Genomic DNA, 20,647 nt, shown 5'->3' with positions numbered 1-20,647 from the left:
GCGGCGGCAGCGCGGGCGCGGGGCTCGCGGGGACCCGGTGTGCCTCAGTACTCCTTGTTCTCGCGCTCGCACAGCTGCCGCAGCACATTGCCGCACCGCCGCGCGTACGCGTGCTGCAACCCCCGGGTGGCCGGGCCGCCCGCGCGGGCGTACCACTTGGCCGCGCGGCTGAAGGCGTGGACGGTCAGCCAGACCGTGCCGTCGCCGGTGCGGTCCACGACGAAGGACTCCTCGCCGCACTCCGGGTGGCCGGCGAGGGTGCCGTAGGCCCAGCCGGTGCGGCGGGACTCCTCGACCGTCCAGACGACGCGGCAGGGGGCCTTGATGACGCCGGCGAGGGTGACCGTGACGTCGACGTCGGGGGCCGCGCGGTCGGCCGCCGTCTCCATTCCGACGCCCATCGTGCGGTGCATCTCCCAGGTCATGACCGCTTCTGCGGCTCTGCGGAAGACGTCTTCGCCCTCGCCGATGCGGGTGCGCACGTTCATGGGGTGGAAGCCGGGCGGGCAGAAGCCTGTCTCCCGGGTCGCGCCGACGTCGTCGTACGTGAAGGACATGGGTCCCAAGAGTAGGGCGGCACCCGGGGATGCCTTCGTCCCGGGTGCCGCCCCTGCGCGCAACTATGTGTGCGTCAGCTCACGTTGATGGCCGACCAGGCGGCCGCCACCGTCTTGTACTCCGTGCTGGTGGAGCCGTACAGGGCGGACGCCGCGCTCAGCGTCGCCGTGCGGGCGGCCTTGTAGTTGGTGGTCGAGGTCATGTACTCGGTCAGCGCCTTGTACCAGATCGCGGCGGCCTTGGCGCGGCCGATCCCGGCGACCGTCGAGCCGTTGGACGTCGGGGAGTTGTAGCTCACCCCGTTGATCGTCTTCGCGCCGCTGCCCTCCGACAGCAGGTAGAAGAAGTGGTTCGCGGGGCCCGAGGAGTAGTGCACGTCCAGGCCGCCCAGCGACGAGGACCAGCTGTCCTTGGAGCCGCCGTCCTTGCTCGGCTTGTCCATGTAGCGCAGCGGGGTGCCGTCGCCGTTGATGTCGATCTCCTCGCCGATGAGGTAGTCACCGACGTCGTTGGAGTTGTTGGCGTAGAACTCCACCGCCGTGCCGAAGATGTCCGAGGTGGCCTCGTTCAGGCCGCCGGACTCACCGCTGTAGTTCAGGCCCGCGGTGTTGGAGGTGACGCCGTGGGTCATCTCGTGGCCGGCCACGTCCAGCGAGGTCAGCGGGTTGGTGTTGCCCGAGCCGTCGCCGTACGTCATGCAGAAGCAGCTGTCGTCCCAGAACGCGTTGACGTACGCGTTGCCGTAGTGGACGCGGGAGTAGGCGGCCTTGCCGTCGTTCTTGATGCCGCTGCGGCCGAAGGTGTTCTTGTAGAAGTCCCAGGTCTCCTGAGCGCCGTAGGCCGCGTCGACGGCGGCGGTCTGGTCGGTGGAGGAGCTGGAGGCGGTGCCGGTGCCCCAGGTGTCGTCCGCGTCCGTGAACAGCGTTCCGGCGGACGAGCTGGTGCTGCGGGCCTTGTTGTACGTCTTGTGGCCGCCGCGCGTGGTGTCGTAGAGCTGGTACGTCGAGCCCGACTTGGTCGTGCCGAGCGTGACCGTGCCCGAGTACAGGCTCTTGCCGCTGCCGGTCTCGATGCCCTGGTACTCGAAGAGCTTCTTGCCGGTGGCGGCGTCGGTGACGACGTGCAGCTCGTTCGGGGTGCCGTCGTCCTGGAGGCCGCCGACGACGGTCTCGTAGGCGAGGGTGGGCTTGCCGTTCGCGGCCCAGATCACCTTGCGGGGCGCCTTGTCCGCCTCGGTCTTCTTCGAGCCGGCCGACTTGGCGAGCGAGACCGCCTGGCCCTCGGCCTTGGCCGCGGTGATGGCCGGCTTCAGCGAGGCGACCTCGATGGTGGCCTTCGTCGCCTTGGTCACGCCCTTTCTCGCGCCGGACGCCGACTCGTGGACGACCAGGTCGCCGCCGAGGACCGGCAGGCCCGCGTAGGTGCGCTCGTAGCGGGTGTGGACGCTGCCGTCGGCGTCCTTGACGACGTCCTTGACGACCAGCTTCTCCTGGGCGCCGAGGCCTATCTCGTCGGCCGTGTCGGCGGCCTTGGCCTGCTGGTCCTTGATGAGGGTGGTGCGGGCCGCGGGGGCGAGCGCGACCGGTACGGCGAGCGGGGCGGCCTGCGTGCCGGGGGCCGCTGCGGCCGAACCACCGGTGGTCAGCGCGGTGGTGAGGAGTGCCCCGGCGGCCACGGTGGTGGCGATGGCCAGGGTGGTGCGCTTGCGACGCGCGTAGAGGGGGGTCACACGAGCTCCTTTTGTGGGGGAGGTGCATTGGTGCTGGTGCGGCGGGTGAGGGAAGCGTGTCACCTGGGACGCGTACATGTCAGGAGTGCTCGGTGATGTTGGCCAAGATTTGACTGAAGAGTGAACGTTTCAGAAATATGAACGGGCGCCGTCCCGGCGGGAGTTGAACCCACCGAGACGGCGCCCTGTCGGAGACCGACCGCGAACCGGCTTACGGGAAGGTGAGCTTCCAGCTGTTGATGTAGCCGGTGTCGATGGCCGCGTTGTCCTGGACCCGCAGGGTCCAGACACCGTTGGCGACCTCGGACGAGGCGTTCACCGTGTAGGTGGTGTTGATGTTGTCCGCGCTGCCGCCGGTGCCGTAGCCCTTCAGCGTGTACACCGTGCCGTCGGGGGCGAGCAGATCGACCTTGAGGTCACCGATGTAGGTGTGGACGATGTCCACGGCGACCTGGAGGTTGGACGGCGCGTTGCCGGTCCGTCCGGAGACGGTGATCGGCGACGTGACCGCCGCGCCGCGGTCCGGGATCGCCACGTCGGCGGTGTTCTCGAACGACGTACCGCCGCCGCCACCGCCGTCGGAGCGGGTGCCCACGTTGACGCCCGCCCAGGCGTCCTGCACGGCCTTGTACTCGGTGCTCGTGGTGCCGTACAGCTCACCGGCGGCCGCGAGGGTGCCGGTGCGGGCGGCCGCGTAGTTGGTGTTCGAGGTGAACTTGGTGGTCAGCGAGCGGAACCAGATCTTCTCCGCCTTGTCGCGGCCGATGCCGGTGACCGGGAGGCCGTCCGAGGTGGGCGAGTTGTAGGTGACACCGTTGATGACCTTGGTGCCGCTGCCCTCGCTCAGCAGGTAGAAGAAGTGGTTCGCCGGGCCCGAGGAGTAGTGCACGTCGATCGAGCCGATGCCCGAGTACCAGGCGTCCTTGGACGCGCCGTCCTTGCTCGGCTTGTCCATGTAGCGCAGCGGCGTGCCGTCGCCGTTGATGTTGATCTCCTCGCCGATGAGGTAGTCACCGACGTCGGAGGAGTTGTTGGCGTAGAACTCGACGGTCGAGCCGAAGATGTCGGAGGTCGCCTCGTTCAGACCGCCGGACTCGCCGCTGTAGACGAGGCCCGCGGTGTTGGAGGTGACGCCGTGCGTCATCTCGTGGCCGGCCACGTCGATCGACGTCAGCGGGTTGGTGTTGCCCGAGCCGTCGCCGTAGGTCATGCAGAAGCAGCTGTCGGACCAGAACGCGTTCACGTAGTTGTTGCCGTAGTGGACGCGGGAGTAGGCGCCGACGCCGTCACCCCGGATGCCGCTGCGGCCGTGCACGTTCTTGTAGTAGTCCCACGTCAGCGCGGCACCGTAGTGCGCGTCCGCGCCCGCGGTCTCCAGGTTGGACGCGGCGCCGTTGCCCCACACGTCGTCGGGACCCGAGAAGAGGGTGCCGGTGCCGGAGGTGCCGCGGTTGAGGTTGTACGTCTTGTGGTTTCCGCGCGCGCCGTCGGTCAGGTTGTACGTCGACCCGGACTGCGTGGTGCCGAGCGTCACCGTGCCGCTGTACATCGTGTTGCCGGTACCGGTCTCGATGGCCTGGTACTCGTACAGCTTCGCGCCGGTGGCGGCGTCGGTGACGACGTGCAGCTCGTTCGGGGTGCCGTCCTCCTGGAGGCCGCCGACGACGGTCTCGTAGGCGAGGGTGGGCTTGCCGTTCGCGGCCCAGATCACCTTGCGCGGCGCCTTGTTGACGTCCGGGCTCTTGGCGTCCTCGGCCTTCGCCGCGGCCAGCGCCTGCTTCTCGGCCTTGGCGGCCGGGACGGCGGCGGTCGTGGTCGCCGGCTTGATGGCGGCGCGGGTCGCCTTCACGACGTCCTTGGTCGCGCCGGACTTCGTGGTCTCGACGACGAGGTCGCCGCCGAGGACGGGCAGGCCGTCGTAGGTCCGCTCGTAGCGGGTGTGGACCGTGCCGTTGCCGTCCTTGACGACATCACGGACGACCAGCTTCTCCTTGGCGCCCAGGCCCAGTTCGCGGGCGGTGTCCGCCTTGGTGGCGTTGGCGTCGCGTATCAGCTCGGCGCGCTGGGCGGGGGACAGCTTGACGGCCTCGGCGCCCGGTATGACCTTGCCCGCGGCCGACGGTGCCTTCTCCGGGGCTGCGGTGGCGGCGCCCGCCTGGACGGCGGCGGCGATCAGGGCGGACACGCCGACGAGAGCGACGGCGGCGGCCCGGCGGTGGGGGGTGTGGGGGGTGCGTCTGTGGGAGGAACTGTCTCTCAACACTGACTCCTTCTGCGCGGCCGCGGATCACACGGCCAGGGGAGACCGGCCGGCGGGTGGGCCGTCCGGGCAGATCGGGGTGGTACGCAGAACGACGTGCGCGTGCGGAGCTCGGCCGCGGACACCTCCGTGCGACGGTGCTGTGGGGTTGCTGTGTCGCGGCCGTGGGAAGAGTGGCAGGTGGTTGCGGTTTCTGTCAGGACCGCGTCAGGAAGTTGGCCGGAAATCGTTCGTTGTCCGGGAGTTCACGTTCGATAAACGGACCTGTTGACTCAGACGTCGATACGGCCGAGGTCGCGCAGCCACGCGGCGGCGTTGCCGTCGGACGGTGCCCGCCAGTCACCGCGCGGCGAGAGCGAACCGCCCGCCGAGACCTTCGGACCGTTCGGCATCGCGGAGCGCTTGAACTGTGCGAACGCGAAGAAGCGACGACAGAAGACCTCCAGCCAGCGCCGGATCTCGGCCAGGTCGTACGCCACCCGCTTCGCCTCGGGGAACCCCGGCGGCCAGGCGCCCGCGTCCGCCTCGTGCCAGGCGTGCCACGCCAGGAACGCGATCTTCGACGGCCGGAAGCCGTACCGCAGGACGTGGAAGAGCGTGAAGTCGTGCAGCGCGTACGGCCCGATCTTCGACTCGGTGGACTGCATCTCCTCGCCCGGCACCAGCTCGGGGCTGATCTCGGTGTCGAGGATCGCGGCCAGCGTCCTGCCGGTCTCCTCGTCGAACTGCTCGCTGCCGATGACCCAGCGGATCAGATGCTGGATCAGCGTCTTCGGCACACCGGAGTTGACGTTGTAGTGGCTCATCTGGTCGCCCACGCCGTACGTGGACCAGCCCAGCGCCAGCTCCGACAGGTCACCGGTGCCCAGCACGATGCCGCCGCGCTGGTTCGCGAGCCGGAACAGGTAGTCGGTGCGCAGGCCCGCCTGCACGTTCTCGAAGGTGACGTCGTACACCGGCTCGCCGGCCGCGAACGGGTGGCCCATCTCCTTCAGCATCAGCCGCGCCGTCGGCGTGATGTCCAGCTCGGCCGCCGTCACGCCGAGCGAGTTCATCAGCTTGTGGGCGTTGTCCTTGGTGTGGTCGCTGGTGGCGAAGCCGGGCAGCGTGAACGCCAGGATGTCGCTGCGCGGGCGCCCGGCGCGGTCCATCGCCCGGGCGGCGACGATCAACGCGTGCGTGGAGTCCAGGCCGCCCGACACACCGATCACGACCTTCGGGCCGCCGATCGCCGCAAGACGCTGCTGAAGGCCCGCGACCTGGATGTTGTACGCCTCGTAGCAGTCCAGCGCGAGCCGGTCCGCGTCGGCCGGCACGAACGGGAAGCGCTCCACCCGGCGCTTCAGCCCCAGGTCCGCCGTCGGCGCGTCGAGCCGGAACGGCACCCGCCGGAAGTCACCGGTGCGCTCCGCGTGCGTGCGACGGTTCCCGTCGAACGTGCCCATCCGCTGCCGCTCCTGGCGCAGCAGGTCCAGATCGACGTCGGCGACCGCGTACTGGTCGCCGAGCGCGAAGCGGTCCGTCTCGGCCAGCAGCAGACCGTTCTCGTAGATCATGGTCTGGCCGTCCCACGACAGGTCCGTCGTCGACTCGCCCAGACCCGCCGCCGAGTACACGTACGCCGCCAGGCAGCGCGAGGACGCCGACCGGCACAGCAGCCGGCGGTCCTCGGCCCGGCCCACCGTGATCGGGCTGCCCGAGAGGTTGGCGAGCACGGTCGCGCCCGCCAGCGCCGCCTCCGCGCTCGGCGGCACCGGCACCCACATGTCCTCGCAGATCTCCGCGTGCAGGACCAACCCCGGGACGTCCTCCGCCTCGAAGAGCAGATCCACTCCGAACGGCACCTCCGTGCCGTCGACCCGGATCGTCCCGCCGCGCTCGTCGTCGCCGGACGCGATCTGCCGCTGCTCGTAGAACTCGCGGTAGTTCGGCGGGTACGACTTCGGCGCGACGCCGAGGATCCGGCCGCGGTGCACGATCACCGCGCAGTTGTAGATCCGGTGGCGGTGGCGCAGCGGCGCACCGACCACCAGCACCGGCAGGAGTTCCGCCGACCCGGCCACCACGTTGTGCAGCGCCTGCTCCACCTCGTCGAGCACCGGGTCCTGCAGCAGCAGGTCCTCGATCGAGTAGCCGGTCAGGCCCAGCTCGGGGAAGACGGCGACCGCGACGCCGTCACGCGCGCACGCCTGCGCCTGCCGCAGCACCGCCTCCGCGTTGGCGAGCGGATCGGCGATGACGGTGTGGCCCGTACACGCGGCGACCCGCGCGAAGCCGTGCTGGTAGATCGACCAGAAGTTCAATGCACTGCGGCTTTCTACTGTGGCTTTCTTCAGCGTGCCAGGGATCTCCTACGGCAACGAGCATAGATCGCCTGTTCAGGCGGGCCGCTCCCCGTGCCAGGACCGCCACAGCGCCGCGTACGCCCCGTCCGCCGCGACCAGCTCGTCATGGGTGCCCAGCTCGGTCAGGCGGCCGTTCTCCATCACGGCCACCCGGTCCGCGTCGCTCGCGGTGTGCAGCCGGTGCGCGATGGCGATGACGGTACGGCCCTCCAGCACGGCCGCCAGGGCGCGCTCGGTGTGCCGGGCGGTCGTCGGGTCGAGCAGGGCCGTCGCCTCGTCCAGGATCAGGGTGTGCGGGTCGGCCAGCACCACCCGGGCCAGCGCGAGCTGCTGGGCCTGCGAGCCGTCCGTGGCGCGGCCCCCGTCGCCCAGCGCCGTGTCCAGGCCGTCGGGCAGCCCCCGTACCCAGGAGTCCGCGCCGACCGCGGTCAGGGCGGCCCACAGGTCCTCGTCCGTGGCGGACGGCTCGGCGATGCGCAGGTTGTCGCGGACCGTGCCGAGGAAGACATGGTGTTCCTGGGTGACCAGCACGACCTGCCGGCGCAGCTGCTCCGGGCCCAGCGCGACGACCGGCACACCGCCGACCGTCACCGAGCCGGCGGTCGGCGCGTCCACGCCCGCGAGGAGCCGGCTCAGGGTCGTCTTCCCGGCGCCGGACGGGCCGACCACCGCGAGGCGTTCCCCCGGCCGGACGGTCAGGCCGACATCGCTGAGGACCTCGCCGCCCCGGTCGTAGGCGTAGCGAACCCCGGTCACGTCGATCCGGTCGTCCGCGGGCGTCGGCGCGTCGGTCTCCGTCGCCCGCGGGGCCTGCGCGAGCCCCTCGACGCGGGCGAACGAGGCGCCGCTGCTCTGGAGTTGCTCGATCCGCATCAGGATCTCGTCCAGCGGACCCGCCATCTGCTGCTGGTACAGCGCCGCCGCGACCACCGTGCCCAGGCTGATCGTGCCCTGCGCGTGCAGCGCCCCGCCGACGAGCAGGACCGTCGCCACCGGGACGAGATAGGCGATCTCCACCGACGGGAAGAACACCGAGCGCAGGAAGAGGGTGTGCAGCCGGGTCCGGCGCGCCGTCTCCAGCGCGTCCCGGCTCGCCGCCACCCGCCGCCGCTCCAGCCGCAGTGCCTCCACCGTGCGGGCGCCGCCCGCGGTCGCCGCCAGGATCTCCGCGACGTCCGAGGTGGCCGCGCCCTCGGCGAGGTACCCGCTGCGGGCGCGGCGCAGATACCAGCGCAGCACCGGCCACAGACCGGCCAGCCCGATCAGACCGCAGGCGCCCAGCAGGGGGTCCAGCACGAAGACCGCGCCCAGCAGGAACAGGACCTGCACGGAGTTGATGAGCAGCTCGGGCCCGGCGTCGCGCAGCGTGGTGCCGACGGCCGCCACGTCGGCGGTGCCGCGCGCGGTCAGGTCCCCGGTGCCGGCCCGCTCCACGACCGACGCGGGCAGCGCGAGCGTACGGTCCACGAACTCCTCGCGGACGCGGGCGAGGGTGCGTTCGCCGAAGCGGTGGCCGATGTAGCGGGCCCAGCGGGCCAGCAGCAACTGGGCTGCCGCCGCCACCAGGATCGCCAGGGCCAGCCTGTCGACGGTCGTCACGCCGTGGCCGGCGCGGACCTCGTCGATGATGCGGCCGACCAGCCAGGGGGCGGCGAGGCCGGTGATCGCCGCGGCGGCGTTCAGTGCGAGTACGGCGGTGAAGGCCTTGGCGTCGGCTCGGACGAGGCGGATGGTGGCTCGGCGGACTGCCTTGGGCTCTGCGATGGGGAGGGTTGTGCGGGGGAGAGCTCGGGGCTTCGTGTTGTTCACCGGGTGCTGGTGCGTCGTGGCTTGTCGCGCAGTTCCCCGCGCCCCTGGGGGGCGTTGCCGTGCAGTCACTTCATGACCTCCTCGGCGTCCTCGTCCCGGGCCACCAGGGCTCGGTAGCCGGGTTCCCCGTCCAGCAGTTCCGTGTGCGTGCCCGTGGCCGCGACCTTGCCGTCGACCAGGTAGTGCACGGTGTCCGCGCGGTCCAGGACGAGGGGGGACGTGGTCGTGACGACGGTCGTGCGGCCGGCGCGCCCGGCGTGCAGGCGCTCGGCGACCCGTGCCTCCGTGTGGGCGTCCAGGGCCGACGTCGGTTCGATCGCCAGGAGGACCTCCGGGCCGGCCAGCAACGCGCGGACCAGGCGGACGCGCTGGCGCTGGCCGCCGGAGAGGTTGCGGCCCTGGGCGTCGATCGGGGTGTCCAGGCCGTCCGGCAGGCCTCGCACGATGTCGTCGGCGACCGCGGCGCGCACCGCCCGCTCCACGGCAGCGTCGTCCGGCTCCCCCGCGCCGCCGACCAGCTCGCACAGCGGACCGGCGAACAGGTCCGACTCGTGGTCGGCCACCAGGACCCGCTCCCGCACCTGCGGCAGGGCGATCTCGTCGAGCGCCACCCCGCCCCAGGTCGCCGCCGACGGCACATACCTGCCGAGGCGGTCGACGACGGCCACGGTGTCGGCGGGCAGCGCCCCGGCCAGCGCGGTCAGGCGGCCCGGCAGCACCCGCACGCCGGACTCGGGGTCGTGCAGCACCGCCGGTTCGGCCGGCGCGTCCCGCGTGCCGGTGTCCGCCATCGGCTCCAGCCGCAGGAACCGTACGACCCGCCGTGCCGCCACCACGCCACGGCTGACCTGATAGCCGCACTCGATGAAGAACGCCACCGGCCCCACCAGCACCGCGACATAGCCGTACACCGACACCAACTCGCCCACGGTGATGTCCCCCTGGGCGGCGAGGCGCGCCGCCAGCCAGGTCACCACGGCCAGGAACAGGGTCGGCAGCCCCACCCCGAGTGCCTGCACCCAACTGGTCACCGCCCCGACCCGGTACCCCTGCGCCCGCAGCCGCTGCGAGTCGTGGCGGAAGGCGTCGGCGACCAGGCCCTTGCCGCCGAGGCCGTTGAGGACGCGCAGGCCGCCCGCGAGGTCGGCGATCCGTGCGGTCAGCACGCCCTGCCGCTCCCTGTACCGCGTCTCCGTCGTCTGCAGCCGCCCCAGCAGCGGCCCGACGAGCACGCCGACCAGCGGCATACCGAGCAGCACCACCACGGCGATCGGCACCGACACCGACACCAGCAGTCCGGCGATCACCAGATAGGCGACGACCGCCCCGACCCCGGGGCCGACGACCGTCAGGGACTGGCTGATGGTCTGAACGTCGCCCACGCCGATCGTGACGACCTCCCCGGCCCCGATCCGGCGCGGCAGTGTGGCGCCCAGTCGCACCGCCTGCCCCATCAGCACCTTGACCGTGCGGAAGTTGGCATCCATCCGCACCCGCGTCATCGTGCGGTGCCGCATGATGCTCAGCCAGGCGTTGAACATGCCCACCGCGAACAGCGCGCCCGTCCACCCCGCCAACGCGGCCTGGTCACCGGTCGTCAGCCCGTCGTCGACGGCACGGGACATCAGGTACGGCGTCGCCGCCAGCAGCACCATCCACACACTGGAGATCAGCGCCCCGACGACGGACCGCGTCTTCTGGCGCATGACCAGCCACCACAGATACCGCCATCCGCCGCGGCAGTCGGGCTCGCCCGGCTCCTCGTACGCGTCGATCATCGTCCCCGTGCCCCGTTCGTCGTCCCGCTTGCCGCTCCGCTACGCCAGGCTGTCCCGCCACGCCCGGTGCAGATCCGCGAACCTGCCCGTCCCGGCGATGAGTTCGTCCGGTGAGCCGTCCTCCACGATCCGCCCGTGCTCCATGACCAGCACGCGGTCGGCGATCTCGACCGTGGACAGGCGGTGGGCGATGACGACGGCCGTACGTCCGTGCAGGACCGTCGTCATCGCGCGCTGCACCGCCCGCTCGCCGGGGATGTCGAGGGAGCTGGTCGCCTCGTCGAGGATCAGCACGGCCGGATCCGCGAGCAGCGCCCGCGCGAACGCCACGAGCTGCCGCTGACCGGCGGAGATACGGCCGCCGCGCTTGCGTACGTCGGTGTCGTAGCCGTCGGGCAGGGAGCTGATGAAGTCGTGCGCGCCGATGGCCTTCGCGGCCTGCTCGATCTCCTCGCGGGTGGCGTCCGGGCGCCCGATGGCGATGTTCTCGGCGACCGTGCCGGAGAACAGGAACGCCTCCTGCGTCACCATCACCACCCCGCGCCGCAGTTCGGCCACGGGCAGCTCGCGCAGGTCGACGCCGTCCAGCAGGACCCGGCCGTCGGACGGGTCGTAGAACCGGGCGAGCAGCTTGGCCAGCGTCGACTTGCCGGCGCCGGTGGAGCCGACGACCGCGACGGTCTGCCCGGCCGGCAGCGTGAGGTCGAAGCGGGGCAGCACCTCGCCGCCGGTGCGGTAGCCGAACCGGACGTCGTCGAAGACGACCTCGCGGCCGGGGAGCTCGGAGCGCGGTGCGGGGAGCTGCCGGGGCGTGGACGGCTCGGGGACCGACGGCGTCTGCGCGAGCAGGCCGGCGATCTTCTCCAGGGACGCGGCCGCCGACTGGTAGGAGTTCAGGAACATGCCGAGCCGGTCGATCGGGTCGTACAGCCGCCGCAGATAGAGCACGGCCGCGGCCAGCACACCGAGGGCGAGCGTGCCGCCCGCGACGCGGTGGGCGCCCCACAGCACGATCCCCGCGACCGCCGTGTTGGCGACGAGCCGGGAGCCGACGACATAGCGGGCCATCTCCAGCAGCGCGTCGCCGTTCGTGCGCTCGTGCCGGGTGTTGAGGACGTGGAAGTCGGCGTCGTTTGCGGCCTCGCGCCGGAAGGCGCGCACCGGGCGGATGCCGTTCATCGTCTCGACGAACTTGACGATCACGGACGCGATGGCGGTGGACCGCAGCGTGTACACGCGGGCGGCACGCCGCCGGTAGAGCCGTACCAGCAGGTACAGCGGCACGAAGGAGGCCACGGCGACCACGCCGAGGCCGACGTCCAGCCACAGCAGCATCGCCGAGATGTAGACGAAGGACAGGATGACGGTGACGAGTTCCTGGAGGCCCTCGTTCAGGAGCTCGCGCAGGGACTCCACGTCCGTGGTGGAGCGGGAGATGAGCCGCCCCGACGTGTAGCGCTCGTGGAAGTCGACGCTCAGCGCCTGGGCGTGCCGGAAGATCCGGCCGCGCAGGTCGAGCAGCACGTCCTGGTTGACGCGGGCGGCGGCCAGGATGAACGCGTACTGCAGCACGCCGGAGACGACCGCGCACCCCAGATAGCCGGCGCCGACCGCGACCAGCGGCCCGAGGTCGTCGCGCCGGAATGCCGGCACGGCCGAGTCGATGGCGTACGCCACCAGCAGCGGCCCCGCCTGCACCGCCGCCTGCTGGAGCAACAGCAGCAGCGTGGTGAGGGCGACGCGGGCCTTCATCGGGGTGAGCAGCGAGCGCAGGAGCGCCATGGTGGCGCCCGGGGGAGTGGGCAGGACGTCGTGGTCGAAGGGGTCGACGTTCTTCGGGGGTTCCTCGGCCGGCTGTTCCTTGCCCGGTGCGGTGGCGGTGGTCGCCGTCATCGGTCGGTCTCCTCGTGTCCGGCCATCAGGTGGGCGTACTCGGCGTTGCCGCGAAGCAGTTCTTGGTGGGTGCCCACGGCCGTGATGCGGCCGTCGGAGAGCAGGGCGACGCGGTCCGCCAGCAGCACGGTGGACGGGCGGTGGGCGACGATGAGGGCCGTGGTCTGCGCGAGCACGTCCCGCAGGGCCGCCTCGACCGCGGCCTCGGTGTGCACGTCGAGGGCGGACAGCGGGTCGTCGAGGACGAGGAACCGGGGCCGGCCGACGACCGCCCGCGCGAGCGCGAGGCGCTGCCGCTGGCCGCCGGAGAGGCTGAGGCCCTGCTCGCCGACCTGTGTCCCGGTCCCGTGCGGCAGGTCGTGCGCGAACGCGGCCTGCGCGACGCCGAGCGCCCGCTCCAACTCGGGCTCGCCCGCGCCCGCTCCGGCCCCCATGAGAACGTTGTCGGCCACGCTGGCCGAGAAGAGGGTGGGTTCCTCGAAGGCGACGGCCACGAGTCCGCGCAGCTCCTCGCGGGTCATCGCCGTGATGTCCTGCCCGTCGAGGGTGATCCGGCCGGACGTCAGCTCGTGGAGACGGGGCACCAGGGCCGTGAGCGTGGTCTTGCCGCTGCCCGTCGTGCCGACCAGGGCCATGGACTCGCCGGGGCGGATGTGCAGGTCGATGCGGTCGAGAGTGGGAGGGGAGTCCTCGGGGGCGTCGGGATAGCGGAAACGGACGTTGTGGAACCGGAGGCCGTCGTTGTCGGCTGCGGGTTCGTCGGGGCTGGTCGCGCCCCGCGGCGGAGCCGCATATTGACGCAGCCCCGCGCCCCTGAGAGGCGCTTCCGTTTCCGGCGATTCATCCATGACCTCGAAGTACCGCTCCGTCGCGGTCGCCGCCTCCTGGCTCATCGCCAGCAGGAACCCGATGGAGTCCACCGGCCATCTGAGCGCGAGCGCGGTCGACAGGAACGCCACCAGGGTGCCCGCCGACAGCTCCCCGTCCGCCACCTGCACGGCACCCAGCACCAGCGCCGCCCCGATGGCCACCTCCGGCAGCGTCACGATGACGCCCCAGATCGTCGCCAGCAGCCGGGCCTTGCGCAGCTCCGTGCCGCGCAGCGTCCCCGACAGCTCCCGGAACGCCCGCGCCTGACTGCGGTGCCGCCCGAAGCCCTTGATGATCCGGATCCCGAGCACGCTCTCCTCGACGACCGTCGTCAGATCGCCGACCTGGTCCTGAGCGCGCCGCGCCACCTCGGCGTACCGCTTCTCGAAGATCACGCAGGTGACCATCACGGGCACGGCCGGGATCAGGATCACCAGCCCCAGCGTCCAGTCCTGGAGCAGCATGATGATCACGCCGACGAGGATCGTGACGCTGTTGACCAGCAGGAACGTCAGCGGGAAGGCGAGGAACATCCGCACCAGCATCAGATCCGTCGTGCCGCGTGACAGCAACTGCCCCGACGCCCACCGGTCGTGGAACGCCACCGGCAGCCGCTGGAGCCGCCCGTACAGATCCGCCCGCATCGCCGCCTCGACGCCCGCCAGCGGCCGCGCCACCAGCCACCTACGCAGCCCGAACAGCAACGCCTCCGCGAACCCGAGCAGCAGCAGACACAGCGCCCCGAGCCACACCCCGGCCGGATCCCGGTCGGCGACCGGACCGTCCACCATCCACTTCAGGACGAGCGGGATGACCAGCGACAGACACGAGGCGAGGACCGCCACGCCCGCGGCGGTGAACAGCCGCACGCGCACCGGCCGCACGTACGGCCACAGGCGCAGCAGCGTACGTACGGCGGATCGTCCGGACCTGTCCTCGGGGGTTGCACGTGTAGTCACCATCAGCAGCGAGCCTACGGATCGCCACTGACACTGCCCACCGAGTTTTGGCCGGTCCGCGATCGGCCGCTGGTCCTACGACCTGGGGAAGTCCGACGGGTCGTACGGCCGCCATCAACCGATCGGAGGATGCCCGTTCGAGCGCGACGGCCGATGTGGCGGGGCCCGCCCCGCCGGGACCCTGATGCCATGTCCGTCATCGAAGTCACCGACCTGCGCAAGTCCTACGGCGGCCGCGCCGTCGTCGACGGCGTCTCCTTCTCCGTCGAGGAGGGCGAGATCTTCGGCGTCCTCGGCCCCAACGGCGCCGGCAAGACCACCACCGTCGAGTGCGTCGAGGGCCTGCGCGTCCCGGACGCCGGGCGGGTGCGGGTCACCGGCCTCGATCCCGTCGCCGACCACGACCGCGTCTCGCGCGTCCTCGGCGCCCAGCTCCAGGAGGGCCGCCTCCAGGAGAAACTGACCGTGCGCGAGGCGCTCCAGCTCTACGCGTCCTTCTACCCGGACCCCGCCGACTGGCGCCCGCTCGCCGAACGCCTGGGTCTGGCCGAGCGGCTCGGCACCCGGTTCGGCAAGCTCTCCGGCGGCCAGAAGCAGCGCCTGTTCATCGCGCTCGCCCTCGTCGGCAACCCCCGGATCGTCGTCCTGGACGAGCTGACGACCGGCCTCGACCCACGCGCCCGGCGCGACACCTGGCAGCTCATCGAGGACATCCGCGCGAACGGCGTGACCGTGCTGCTCGTCACCCACTTCATGGAGGAGGCGCAGCGGCTCTGCGACCGGATCGCCGTGATCGACCAGGGCCGGGTGGCCGCCCTGGACACGCCGGCCGGACTGATCCGCCGCTCCGCCCGCGCCACGGTCATCACCTTCACGCCGTCCGAGCCGCTCGACGAGACCGAGATCGGCGCGCTGCCCGAGCTCGCCTCCGTCGAGCACAAGGACGGCCGGATCACCCTGGCCGGCAGCGACGAGACGGTCAACGCCGTGATCACGCTCCTCGCCCGCCGCCGCATCACCGCCCACCAACTGCGCGTCAGCGACGCCACGCTGGACGACGCCTTCCTGGACCTGACGGACACGACCGTGACGGACCCGAGCATGACGGAGAGCACGCCATGAACACCGCCGTACTGCGCACCGAGGCCCGGCTGTTCGCGCGCGAACCGGGCAGCCTGTTCTGGATCCTGGCCTTCCCGCCCCTGCTGCTGGCGATCCTGGGCGCCGTCCCCGCCTTCCGCGAGCACCAGGACGGCCTCGGCGGCCTGCGCATCGTCGACACCTACGTACCCGTGACCGTCCTGGTCGGCATGATCGTCGCCGGAGTGCAGGCGATGCCGGTGGGCCTGACCGGCTACCGGGAACAGGGCATCCTGCGCCGGATGTCCACCACCCCGGTCCGGCCGTCGGCACTGCTGTCCGCCCACATGCTGGTACACGGCTCGGCCGCGCTGCTCTCCGCGCTGCTGGCTCTCGCCGTCGGACGGCTCGCCTACGACGTACGACTGCCCGGACAGCCGTACGGCTATCTGCTCGCGCTGGTCCTCGCGGTCCTTCTCGCTCTCGCGCTGGGCTCGGTGATCTCGGCGGTGTCCGGCACGGTGAAGATCGCCGGTGCCGTCGGGACGGCGGTGTTCTTCCCGATGCTGTTCTCCGCCGGAGTGTGGCTGCCGGTGCGGGCCATGCCCGATCTGATGGCCGACATCGTCGGGTTCACCCCGTTCGGCGCCGCCGCGCAGGCCCTGGACGCGGCCACGGCGGGCGACTGGCCCGGCTGGTCCCATCTCGCCGTGATGGCGGTGTGGACCGTCGCGCTGTCGGCGGCTGCCGCGCGCTGGTTCCGCTGGGAGTAGGCGGCCGGCCGTGCAGACTGGAGGCATGACCGCGGCGGACACCGACCTCGAGCGGCGCTGGGAACTCATCCGCAGCAAGGGGCCCTACGGGCTGCTCGCGGTCGGCACCCTGCTGTCCGTCGCCACCGCCGAACTGATGCCCGGCCGGGCGGAGCGGACCGCCGTGGCGGTGCTGGTCGCCGCCGGGTTCGCGCTCCAGCTGTGGTGGGGGCGGGCGAGCCGCACCCGCCCGGGCCCCTCCACCGCCGGCACGGTCTACTACACGCTGCGCTGGGCGCTCGCCTTCGTACTGACCTGGCTGAACCCGTTCTTCGCGTTCTACGCCGTCACCGGCTACTTCGACTCCGACGAGCTGATCCCCGGCCGGCGGCTGCGGTGGCTCGGCCCGTTCGCCTGCTCCATCGCCGTCTCCGGCTCGCAGGCCGGCGGGCTGCCGTTCCACCAGCCGGTGCAGTGGGCGGTGTTCGCCGGACTCCTCGTGGTGAACAACGTCATCCTCACGGTCGTCGGCCATCTCACCAGCCAGCAGGAGGAACGCTCCCGCGCCCGCGCCGAGACCATCGCCGAGCTCGAACGCACCAACACGGCCCTGCACCAGGCCCTGGAGGAGAACGCGGCCCTGCACGCCCAGCTCCTCGTGCAGGCCCGCGAGGCCGGCGTCGCCGACGAGCGCCGCCGGCTCGCCGCCGAGATCCACGACACCATCGCCCAGGGCCTGACCGGCATCATCGCCCAGCTCCAGGTCGTCGCGAACGCCCCCGACCTGCCCACCGCCCGCTCCCACCTCGACCGCGCCGCCGACCTCGCCCGGCACAGCCTCGGCGAGGCCCGCCGCTCGGTGCACAACCTCGCCCCCGTGGCCCTGGAGAACGACGGGCTGCCGCAGGCCCTGAAGGGCACGGTCACCGAGTGGTCCGAACGGACCGGCGTCCGCGCCGACTTCACCGTCACCGGCACCGCGGAACACCTCCACGACGAGGTCTCCGCGACCCTGCTGAGGATCGCCCAGGAAGCCCTGTCCAACTCCGCCCGGCACGCCCGCGCCACCCGCGTCGGCGTCACCCTGTCCTTCCTCGGCGACGAGGTCATCCTCGACATCCGCGACGACGGCGAAGGCTTCGACCCGCTCGCCCTGCCCGAGCGCAGCAGCACGGGCGGCTTCGGCCTGCCCGGCATGCGCGCCCGCGCCGAGCGCATGGCCGGCTGCCTCACCGTGGAGACCGAGCCGGGGCGCGGCACCGCCCTGTCCGCTCGCGTACCGTTGGTGCGCCATGAGTAGCGACGAGTCGTCCATCTCCGTGTTGATCGTCGACGACCATCCCGTCGTACGGGACGGTCTGCGCGGCATGTTCGAGTCCGCGCCCGGCTTCGTCGTGCTCGGCGAGGCGGCGAGCGGCGAGGAGGCCCTGGAGCGGGCAGCCGCACTCGACCCCGACGTGGTCCTGATGGACCTGCGCATGCCGGGCGGCGGCGGGGTCGCGGCCATCGCCCACCTCACCCGCACCGGCGCCCGCGCCAAGGTCCTCGTGCTGACGACGTACGACACCGACTCCGACACGCTGCCCGCGATCGAGGCGGGCGCGACGGGCTACCTGCTGAAGGACGCCCCGCGCGACGAGCTGTTCACCGCGGTCCGCGCCGCCGCAGAGGGCCGCACGGTCCTGTCCCCGGCCGTCGCCTCCCGCCTCGTCTCGGCCGTACGCACCCCGAGGGCCCCCGGCAACGAGCCGCTCTCCGCCCGCGAGCGCGAGGTCCTCGCCCTGGTCGCCAAGGGCACCCCGAACCGCGAGATCGCCCGCGAGCTCTTCATCAGCGAGGCGACCGTGAAGACCCACCTCACCCACCTGTACGCCAAGCTCGGCGTCAACGACCGCGCGGCGGCGGTCGCGACGGCGTACGAGCGGGGGATCCTCGGCTAGGACGGGTATGGCAGCAGGGTGTTCGCGGTCCTCTCCCAGGACGCCTTCAGCTCGGCGAGCAACGCCGGCTCGTCCGGGGCCCGGTCGGCCTGCTCGCGCTTGTCGTGGGCCAGGTCGTACAGGTGGTCCTTGCCGTCGGCGTCCCGGTAGTACTTCCAGTCGCCCCGCCTGAGCGCCCGGCCCGCCCGCACCCGCCAGAACAGGTCCCGCCAGGAACCGGCCGCGGAGTTCACGACCTTGCAATGCCCCCTCAATGAGCCGCGACATCGCCTCAGTCGACCCGCAGCAACAGCACCGCACGGGCCGGCACCGTGATCGCCGTCCCCGCCCGGTGCGCCACGCCCGGCGCCTCGCCCTGCTCCTCCCGCGAGGTGTCGACGACGACCTCGTACCGCTCGGCCCACGGCGGCCCCGGCAGCACGAAGCTCGCCGGCCGGTCCCCGGCGTGCAGGACGGCCAGGAAGCTGTCGTCCACTATCGGCGCCCCGCGCTCGTCCCGGCCCGGGATGTCCCGCCCCGACAGATACATGCCCAGCGTCGCGGCGGGCGCGTACCAGTCCCGTTCCGTCATCTCCGAGCCCCGCGAGGTGAACCAGGCCAGGTCCCGCAGCCCGTCCGCCGAGTGCGCCCGCCCCGAGAAGAAGGCCCGGCGGCGCAGCACCGGGTGCCGGTGCCGCAGCTCGATCAGCCGGGCGGTCAGCTCGAACAGGGCCTTCCAGCCGGGGTCCTGAAGCAGGCTCCAGTCCAGCCAGCTGATCTCGTTGTCCTGGCAGTAGGCGTTGTTGTTGCCGCGCTGGGTGCGCCCCAGCTCGTCGCCCGCGACCAGCATCGGCACCCCCGTCGACAGCAGCAGCGTCGTCAGCAGGTTCCGCAGCTGCCGCCGCCTGAGCGTGCGTACCCGCTCGTCCTCGCTCTCGCCCTCGGCACCACAGTTCCAGGCCCGGTTGTCGTTCGAGCCGTCCCGGTTGCCCTCGCCGTTCGCCTCGTTGTGCTTGCGCTCGTAGGACACCAGGTCCCGCAGCGTGAACCCGTCGTGCGCGGTCACGAAGTTCACCGAGGCGTACGGCCGGCGGCCGCCCCACGCGTACAGGTCGCTGGACCCCGACAGGCGGTACCCCAGATCCCGTACGTCCGGCAGGGCACCCCGCCAGAAGTCCCGTACGGCATTTCGGTAGCGGTCGTTCCACTCCGTCCACAGCGACGGGAACGCCCCCACCTGGTAGCCGCCCGAGCCGACGTCCCACGGCTCGGCGATCAGCTTCACCCGCCGCAGCACCGGGTCCTGCGCGATGACGGCGAGGAACGGTGACAGCATGTCGACGTCGTGCATGGAGCGGGCCAGCGCGGCGGCCAGGTCGAAGCGGAAGCCGTCCACGCCCATCTCGGTCACCCAGTAGCGCAGGGAGTCGGTGATCAGCCGCAGCACCTGCGGCTGGACCACATGCAGCGTGTTCCCGCAGCCCGTGTAGTCGGCGTACCGGCGCGCATCCGACTGCAACCGGTAGTACCCCCGGTTGTCGATGCCCTTCAGCGACAGCGTCGGCCCCAGCTCGCCCGCCTCCGCCGTGTGGTTGTAGACCACGTCGAGGATGACCTCGATCCCGGCGGCGTGCAGGGCGCGGACCATCCGCTTGAACTCGCCGACCTGCTCGCCGGTCGTGCCCGAGGCGGCGTACGCGGCGTGCGGGGCGAAGTAGCCGATGGAGTTGTAGCCCCAGTAGTTGCGCAGGCCCTTGCGCAGCAGATGGTCCTCGTGCGCGAACTGGTGTACCGGCAGCAGCTCCACCGCCGTCACGCCCAGCCTGACCAGGTGCTCGATCGCCGCCGGATGCGCGAGACCGGCGTACGTCCCCCGCAACTCCTCCGGGATCCCGGGGTGCAGCTTCGTGAAGCCCCGCACATGCAGCTCGTAGATCACCGAGTCGGCCCACGGCGTCTTCGGCCGGCGGTCGTCCGCCCAGTCGTCGTCATCGTGGACGACGACGCCCTTGGGGACGAAGGGCGCCGAGTCCCGCTCGTCGCGAACTGTGTCCGCGACATGCTGTTGCGGCCAGTCGCGGACGTGCCCGTACACCTCCGGCGGCAGGCTGAAGTCGCCGTCCACCGCCCGGGCGTACGGGTCGAGGAGCAGCTTCGCCGGGTTCCAGCGGCCGCCGGTCCACGGGTCCCAGCGGCCGTGCACCCGGTAGCCGTAGCGCTGCCCCGGCATCACACCCGGCACGAAGCCGTGCCAGATCTCGTGCGTCAGTTCGGACAGTCGGGCCCGCGTCTCCCTGCCCTGCTCGTCGAACAGGCACAGCTCCACCGACTCCGCCCCGCCCGCCCACAGCGCGAAGTTGGTGCCCGCCACCCCGTCCGGGCCGACCCGGAAGCGGGCGCCGAGCGGCACGGGCGTGCCCGGCCACACGGGCACCCCGGGGGCCTTGAGCCGCGCGCCGTTCACGACGGCGGCCGGGCGCCCCTCCTCAGCGGCGACCACCCCGGCCACCGCCTCCTGCTCGGCTGCGCTCGACACCTGTGGCCTCCCACGGCTCACGGACCACACAACGTGGAAGGAGAGCACGCGGTCGTCCCTGACCCCGGCTCCCCGTCGCGTCGTCCTCCCACATGTTCTGCCCACGGCATGGCCAAGCGACCCTGAGGAAGTCGGCCGAGCGCCGAGTCCGGCAGGCTC

General features: G+C 71.9%; 13 protein-coding genes and 1 pseudogene. 4 read left to right on the top strand and 10 right to left on the bottom strand.

Translation table 11 applies throughout. The annotated features are described in order from the left end of the window. Positions 1-44 precede the first annotated feature (44 nt). From CP983_RS13460 to CP983_RS13425, 8 genes are all read right to left on the bottom strand, one after another. Positions 45-557 carry a DUF1990 domain-containing protein gene (locus CP983_RS13460; RefSeq protein WP_150499734.1) on the bottom strand — a complete coding sequence of 171 codons (513 nt, stop codon included), beginning with the start codon at positions 555-557 and terminating at the stop codon, positions 45-47. Positions 558-631: 74 nt separating this feature from the next. Further along, positions 632-2,287 (bottom strand): M4 family metallopeptidase, encoded by a 1,656-nt coding sequence (locus tag CP983_RS13455; RefSeq protein ID WP_150499733.1) that lies wholly within the window; start codon positions 2,285-2,287, stop codon positions 632-634. Between the two features lie 211 nt (positions 2,288-2,498). Beyond that, positions 2,499-4,547, bottom strand: coding sequence for a M4 family metallopeptidase (locus CP983_RS13450; RefSeq protein ID WP_150499732.1), 2,049 nt, complete (start codon positions 4,545-4,547; stop codon positions 2,499-2,501). 272 nt (positions 4,548-4,819) lie between these two features. Next, positions 4,820-6,850, bottom strand: a complete 2,031-nt coding sequence (locus tag CP983_RS13445; protein WP_150499731.1) for an NAD(+) synthase — start codon at positions 6,848-6,850, stop codon at positions 4,820-4,822. Between the two features lie 75 nt (positions 6,851-6,925). Beyond that, positions 6,926-8,701 carry an ABC transporter ATP-binding protein gene (locus CP983_RS13440; RefSeq protein WP_150499730.1) on the bottom strand — a complete coding sequence of 592 codons (1,776 nt, stop codon included), beginning with the start codon at positions 8,699-8,701 and terminating at the stop codon, positions 6,926-6,928. A gap of 65 nt (positions 8,702-8,766) precedes the next feature. After that, positions 8,767-10,479: an ABC transporter transmembrane domain-containing protein gene (locus tag CP983_RS13435; protein WP_150499729.1), complete on the bottom strand. Its 1,713-nt coding sequence runs from the start codon at positions 10,477-10,479 to the stop codon at positions 8,767-8,769. Positions 10,480-10,518: 39 nt separating this feature from the next. Beyond that, positions 10,519-12,372: an ABC transporter ATP-binding protein gene (locus CP983_RS13430; RefSeq protein ID WP_150499728.1), complete on the bottom strand. Its 1,854-nt coding sequence runs from the start codon at positions 12,370-12,372 to the stop codon at positions 10,519-10,521. Then, a complete protein-coding gene (locus CP983_RS13425; RefSeq protein ID WP_150499727.1) occupies positions 12,369-14,204 on the bottom strand; it encodes an ABC transporter ATP-binding protein in 1,836 nt (611 codons plus the stop codon). Before CP983_RS13425 ends, CP983_RS13430 begins: the two co-directional genes overlap by 4 nt. A 186-nt stretch (positions 14,205-14,390) precedes the next feature. Between CP983_RS13425 and CP983_RS13420 the strand changes: the two genes are divergently transcribed. From CP983_RS13420 to CP983_RS13405, 4 genes are read left to right on the top strand one after another with little or no spacing between them, the layout of a single operon-like run. Next, positions 14,391-15,323 (top strand): ABC transporter ATP-binding protein, encoded by a 933-nt coding sequence (locus CP983_RS13420; RefSeq protein WP_163016811.1) that lies wholly within the window; start codon positions 14,391-14,393, stop codon positions 15,321-15,323. Then, complete coding sequence (locus CP983_RS13415; protein ID WP_150499726.1) at positions 15,320-16,054, top strand: ABC transporter permease; 735 nt, start codon at positions 15,320-15,322, stop codon at positions 16,052-16,054. Before CP983_RS13420 ends, CP983_RS13415 begins: the two co-directional genes overlap by 4 nt. A 25-nt stretch (positions 16,055-16,079) precedes the next feature. Continuing rightward, positions 16,080-17,333: a sensor histidine kinase gene (locus tag CP983_RS13410; RefSeq protein WP_125527325.1), complete on the top strand. Its 1,254-nt coding sequence runs from the start codon at positions 16,080-16,082 to the stop codon at positions 17,331-17,333. Further along, positions 17,326-17,973: a response regulator gene (locus CP983_RS13405; protein WP_107902615.1), complete on the top strand. Its 648-nt coding sequence runs from the start codon at positions 17,326-17,328 to the stop codon at positions 17,971-17,973. Before CP983_RS13410 ends, CP983_RS13405 begins: the two co-directional genes overlap by 8 nt. On the opposite strand, the pseudogene CP983_RS13400 reads toward CP983_RS13405, so the two are convergent. Beyond that, positions 17,970-18,182, bottom strand: a pseudogene (locus CP983_RS13400) (twin-arginine translocation pathway signal protein); the annotation flags it as partial. The gene CP983_RS13405 and the pseudogene CP983_RS13400 overlap by 4 nt on opposite strands. A 62-nt stretch (positions 18,183-18,244) precedes the next feature. Beyond that, complete coding sequence (gene glgX, locus CP983_RS13395; RefSeq protein ID WP_150499725.1) at positions 18,245-20,488, bottom strand: glycogen debranching protein GlgX; 2,244 nt, start codon at positions 20,486-20,488, stop codon at positions 18,245-18,247. Positions 20,489-20,647 lie beyond the last annotated feature (159 nt).

The organism is Streptomyces chartreusis (assembly GCF_008704715.1).
GTDB lineage: Bacteria > Actinomycetota > Actinomycetes > Streptomycetales > Streptomycetaceae > Streptomyces > Streptomyces chartreusis.
The sequence above is the reverse complement of the archived record's forward strand: the minus strand, read 5'-3'. Positions and strand labels throughout refer to the sequence as shown.

Bases quoted from the DNA above. Each gene is read 5' to 3' on its own strand.
- CP983_RS13405 (WP_107902615.1), top strand. From the start codon at position 17,326: ATGAGTAGCGACGAGTCGTCCATCTCCGTGTTGATCGTCGACGACCAT.
- CP983_RS13460 (WP_150499734.1), bottom strand. From the start codon at position 557: ATGTCCTTCACGTACGACGACGTCGGCGCGACCCGGGAGACAGGCTTC.
- CP983_RS13420 (WP_163016811.1), top strand. From the start codon at position 14,391: ATGTCCGTCATCGAAGTCACCGACCTGCGCAAGTCCTACGGCGGCCGC.
- CP983_RS13435 (WP_150499729.1), bottom strand. From the start codon at position 10,479: ATGATCGACGCGTACGAGGAGCCGGGCGAGCCCGACTGCCGCGGCGGA.
- CP983_RS13430 (WP_150499728.1), bottom strand. From the start codon at position 12,372: ATGACGGCGACCACCGCCACCGCACCGGGCAAGGAACAGCCGGCCGAG.
- CP983_RS13425 (WP_150499727.1), bottom strand. From the start codon at position 14,204: ATGGTGACTACACGTGCAACCCCCGAGGACAGGTCCGGACGATCCGCC.
- CP983_RS13415 (WP_150499726.1), top strand. From the start codon at position 15,320: ATGAACACCGCCGTACTGCGCACCGAGGCCCGGCTGTTCGCGCGCGAA.
- CP983_RS13410 (WP_125527325.1), top strand. From the start codon at position 16,080: ATGACCGCGGCGGACACCGACCTCGAGCGGCGCTGGGAACTCATCCGC.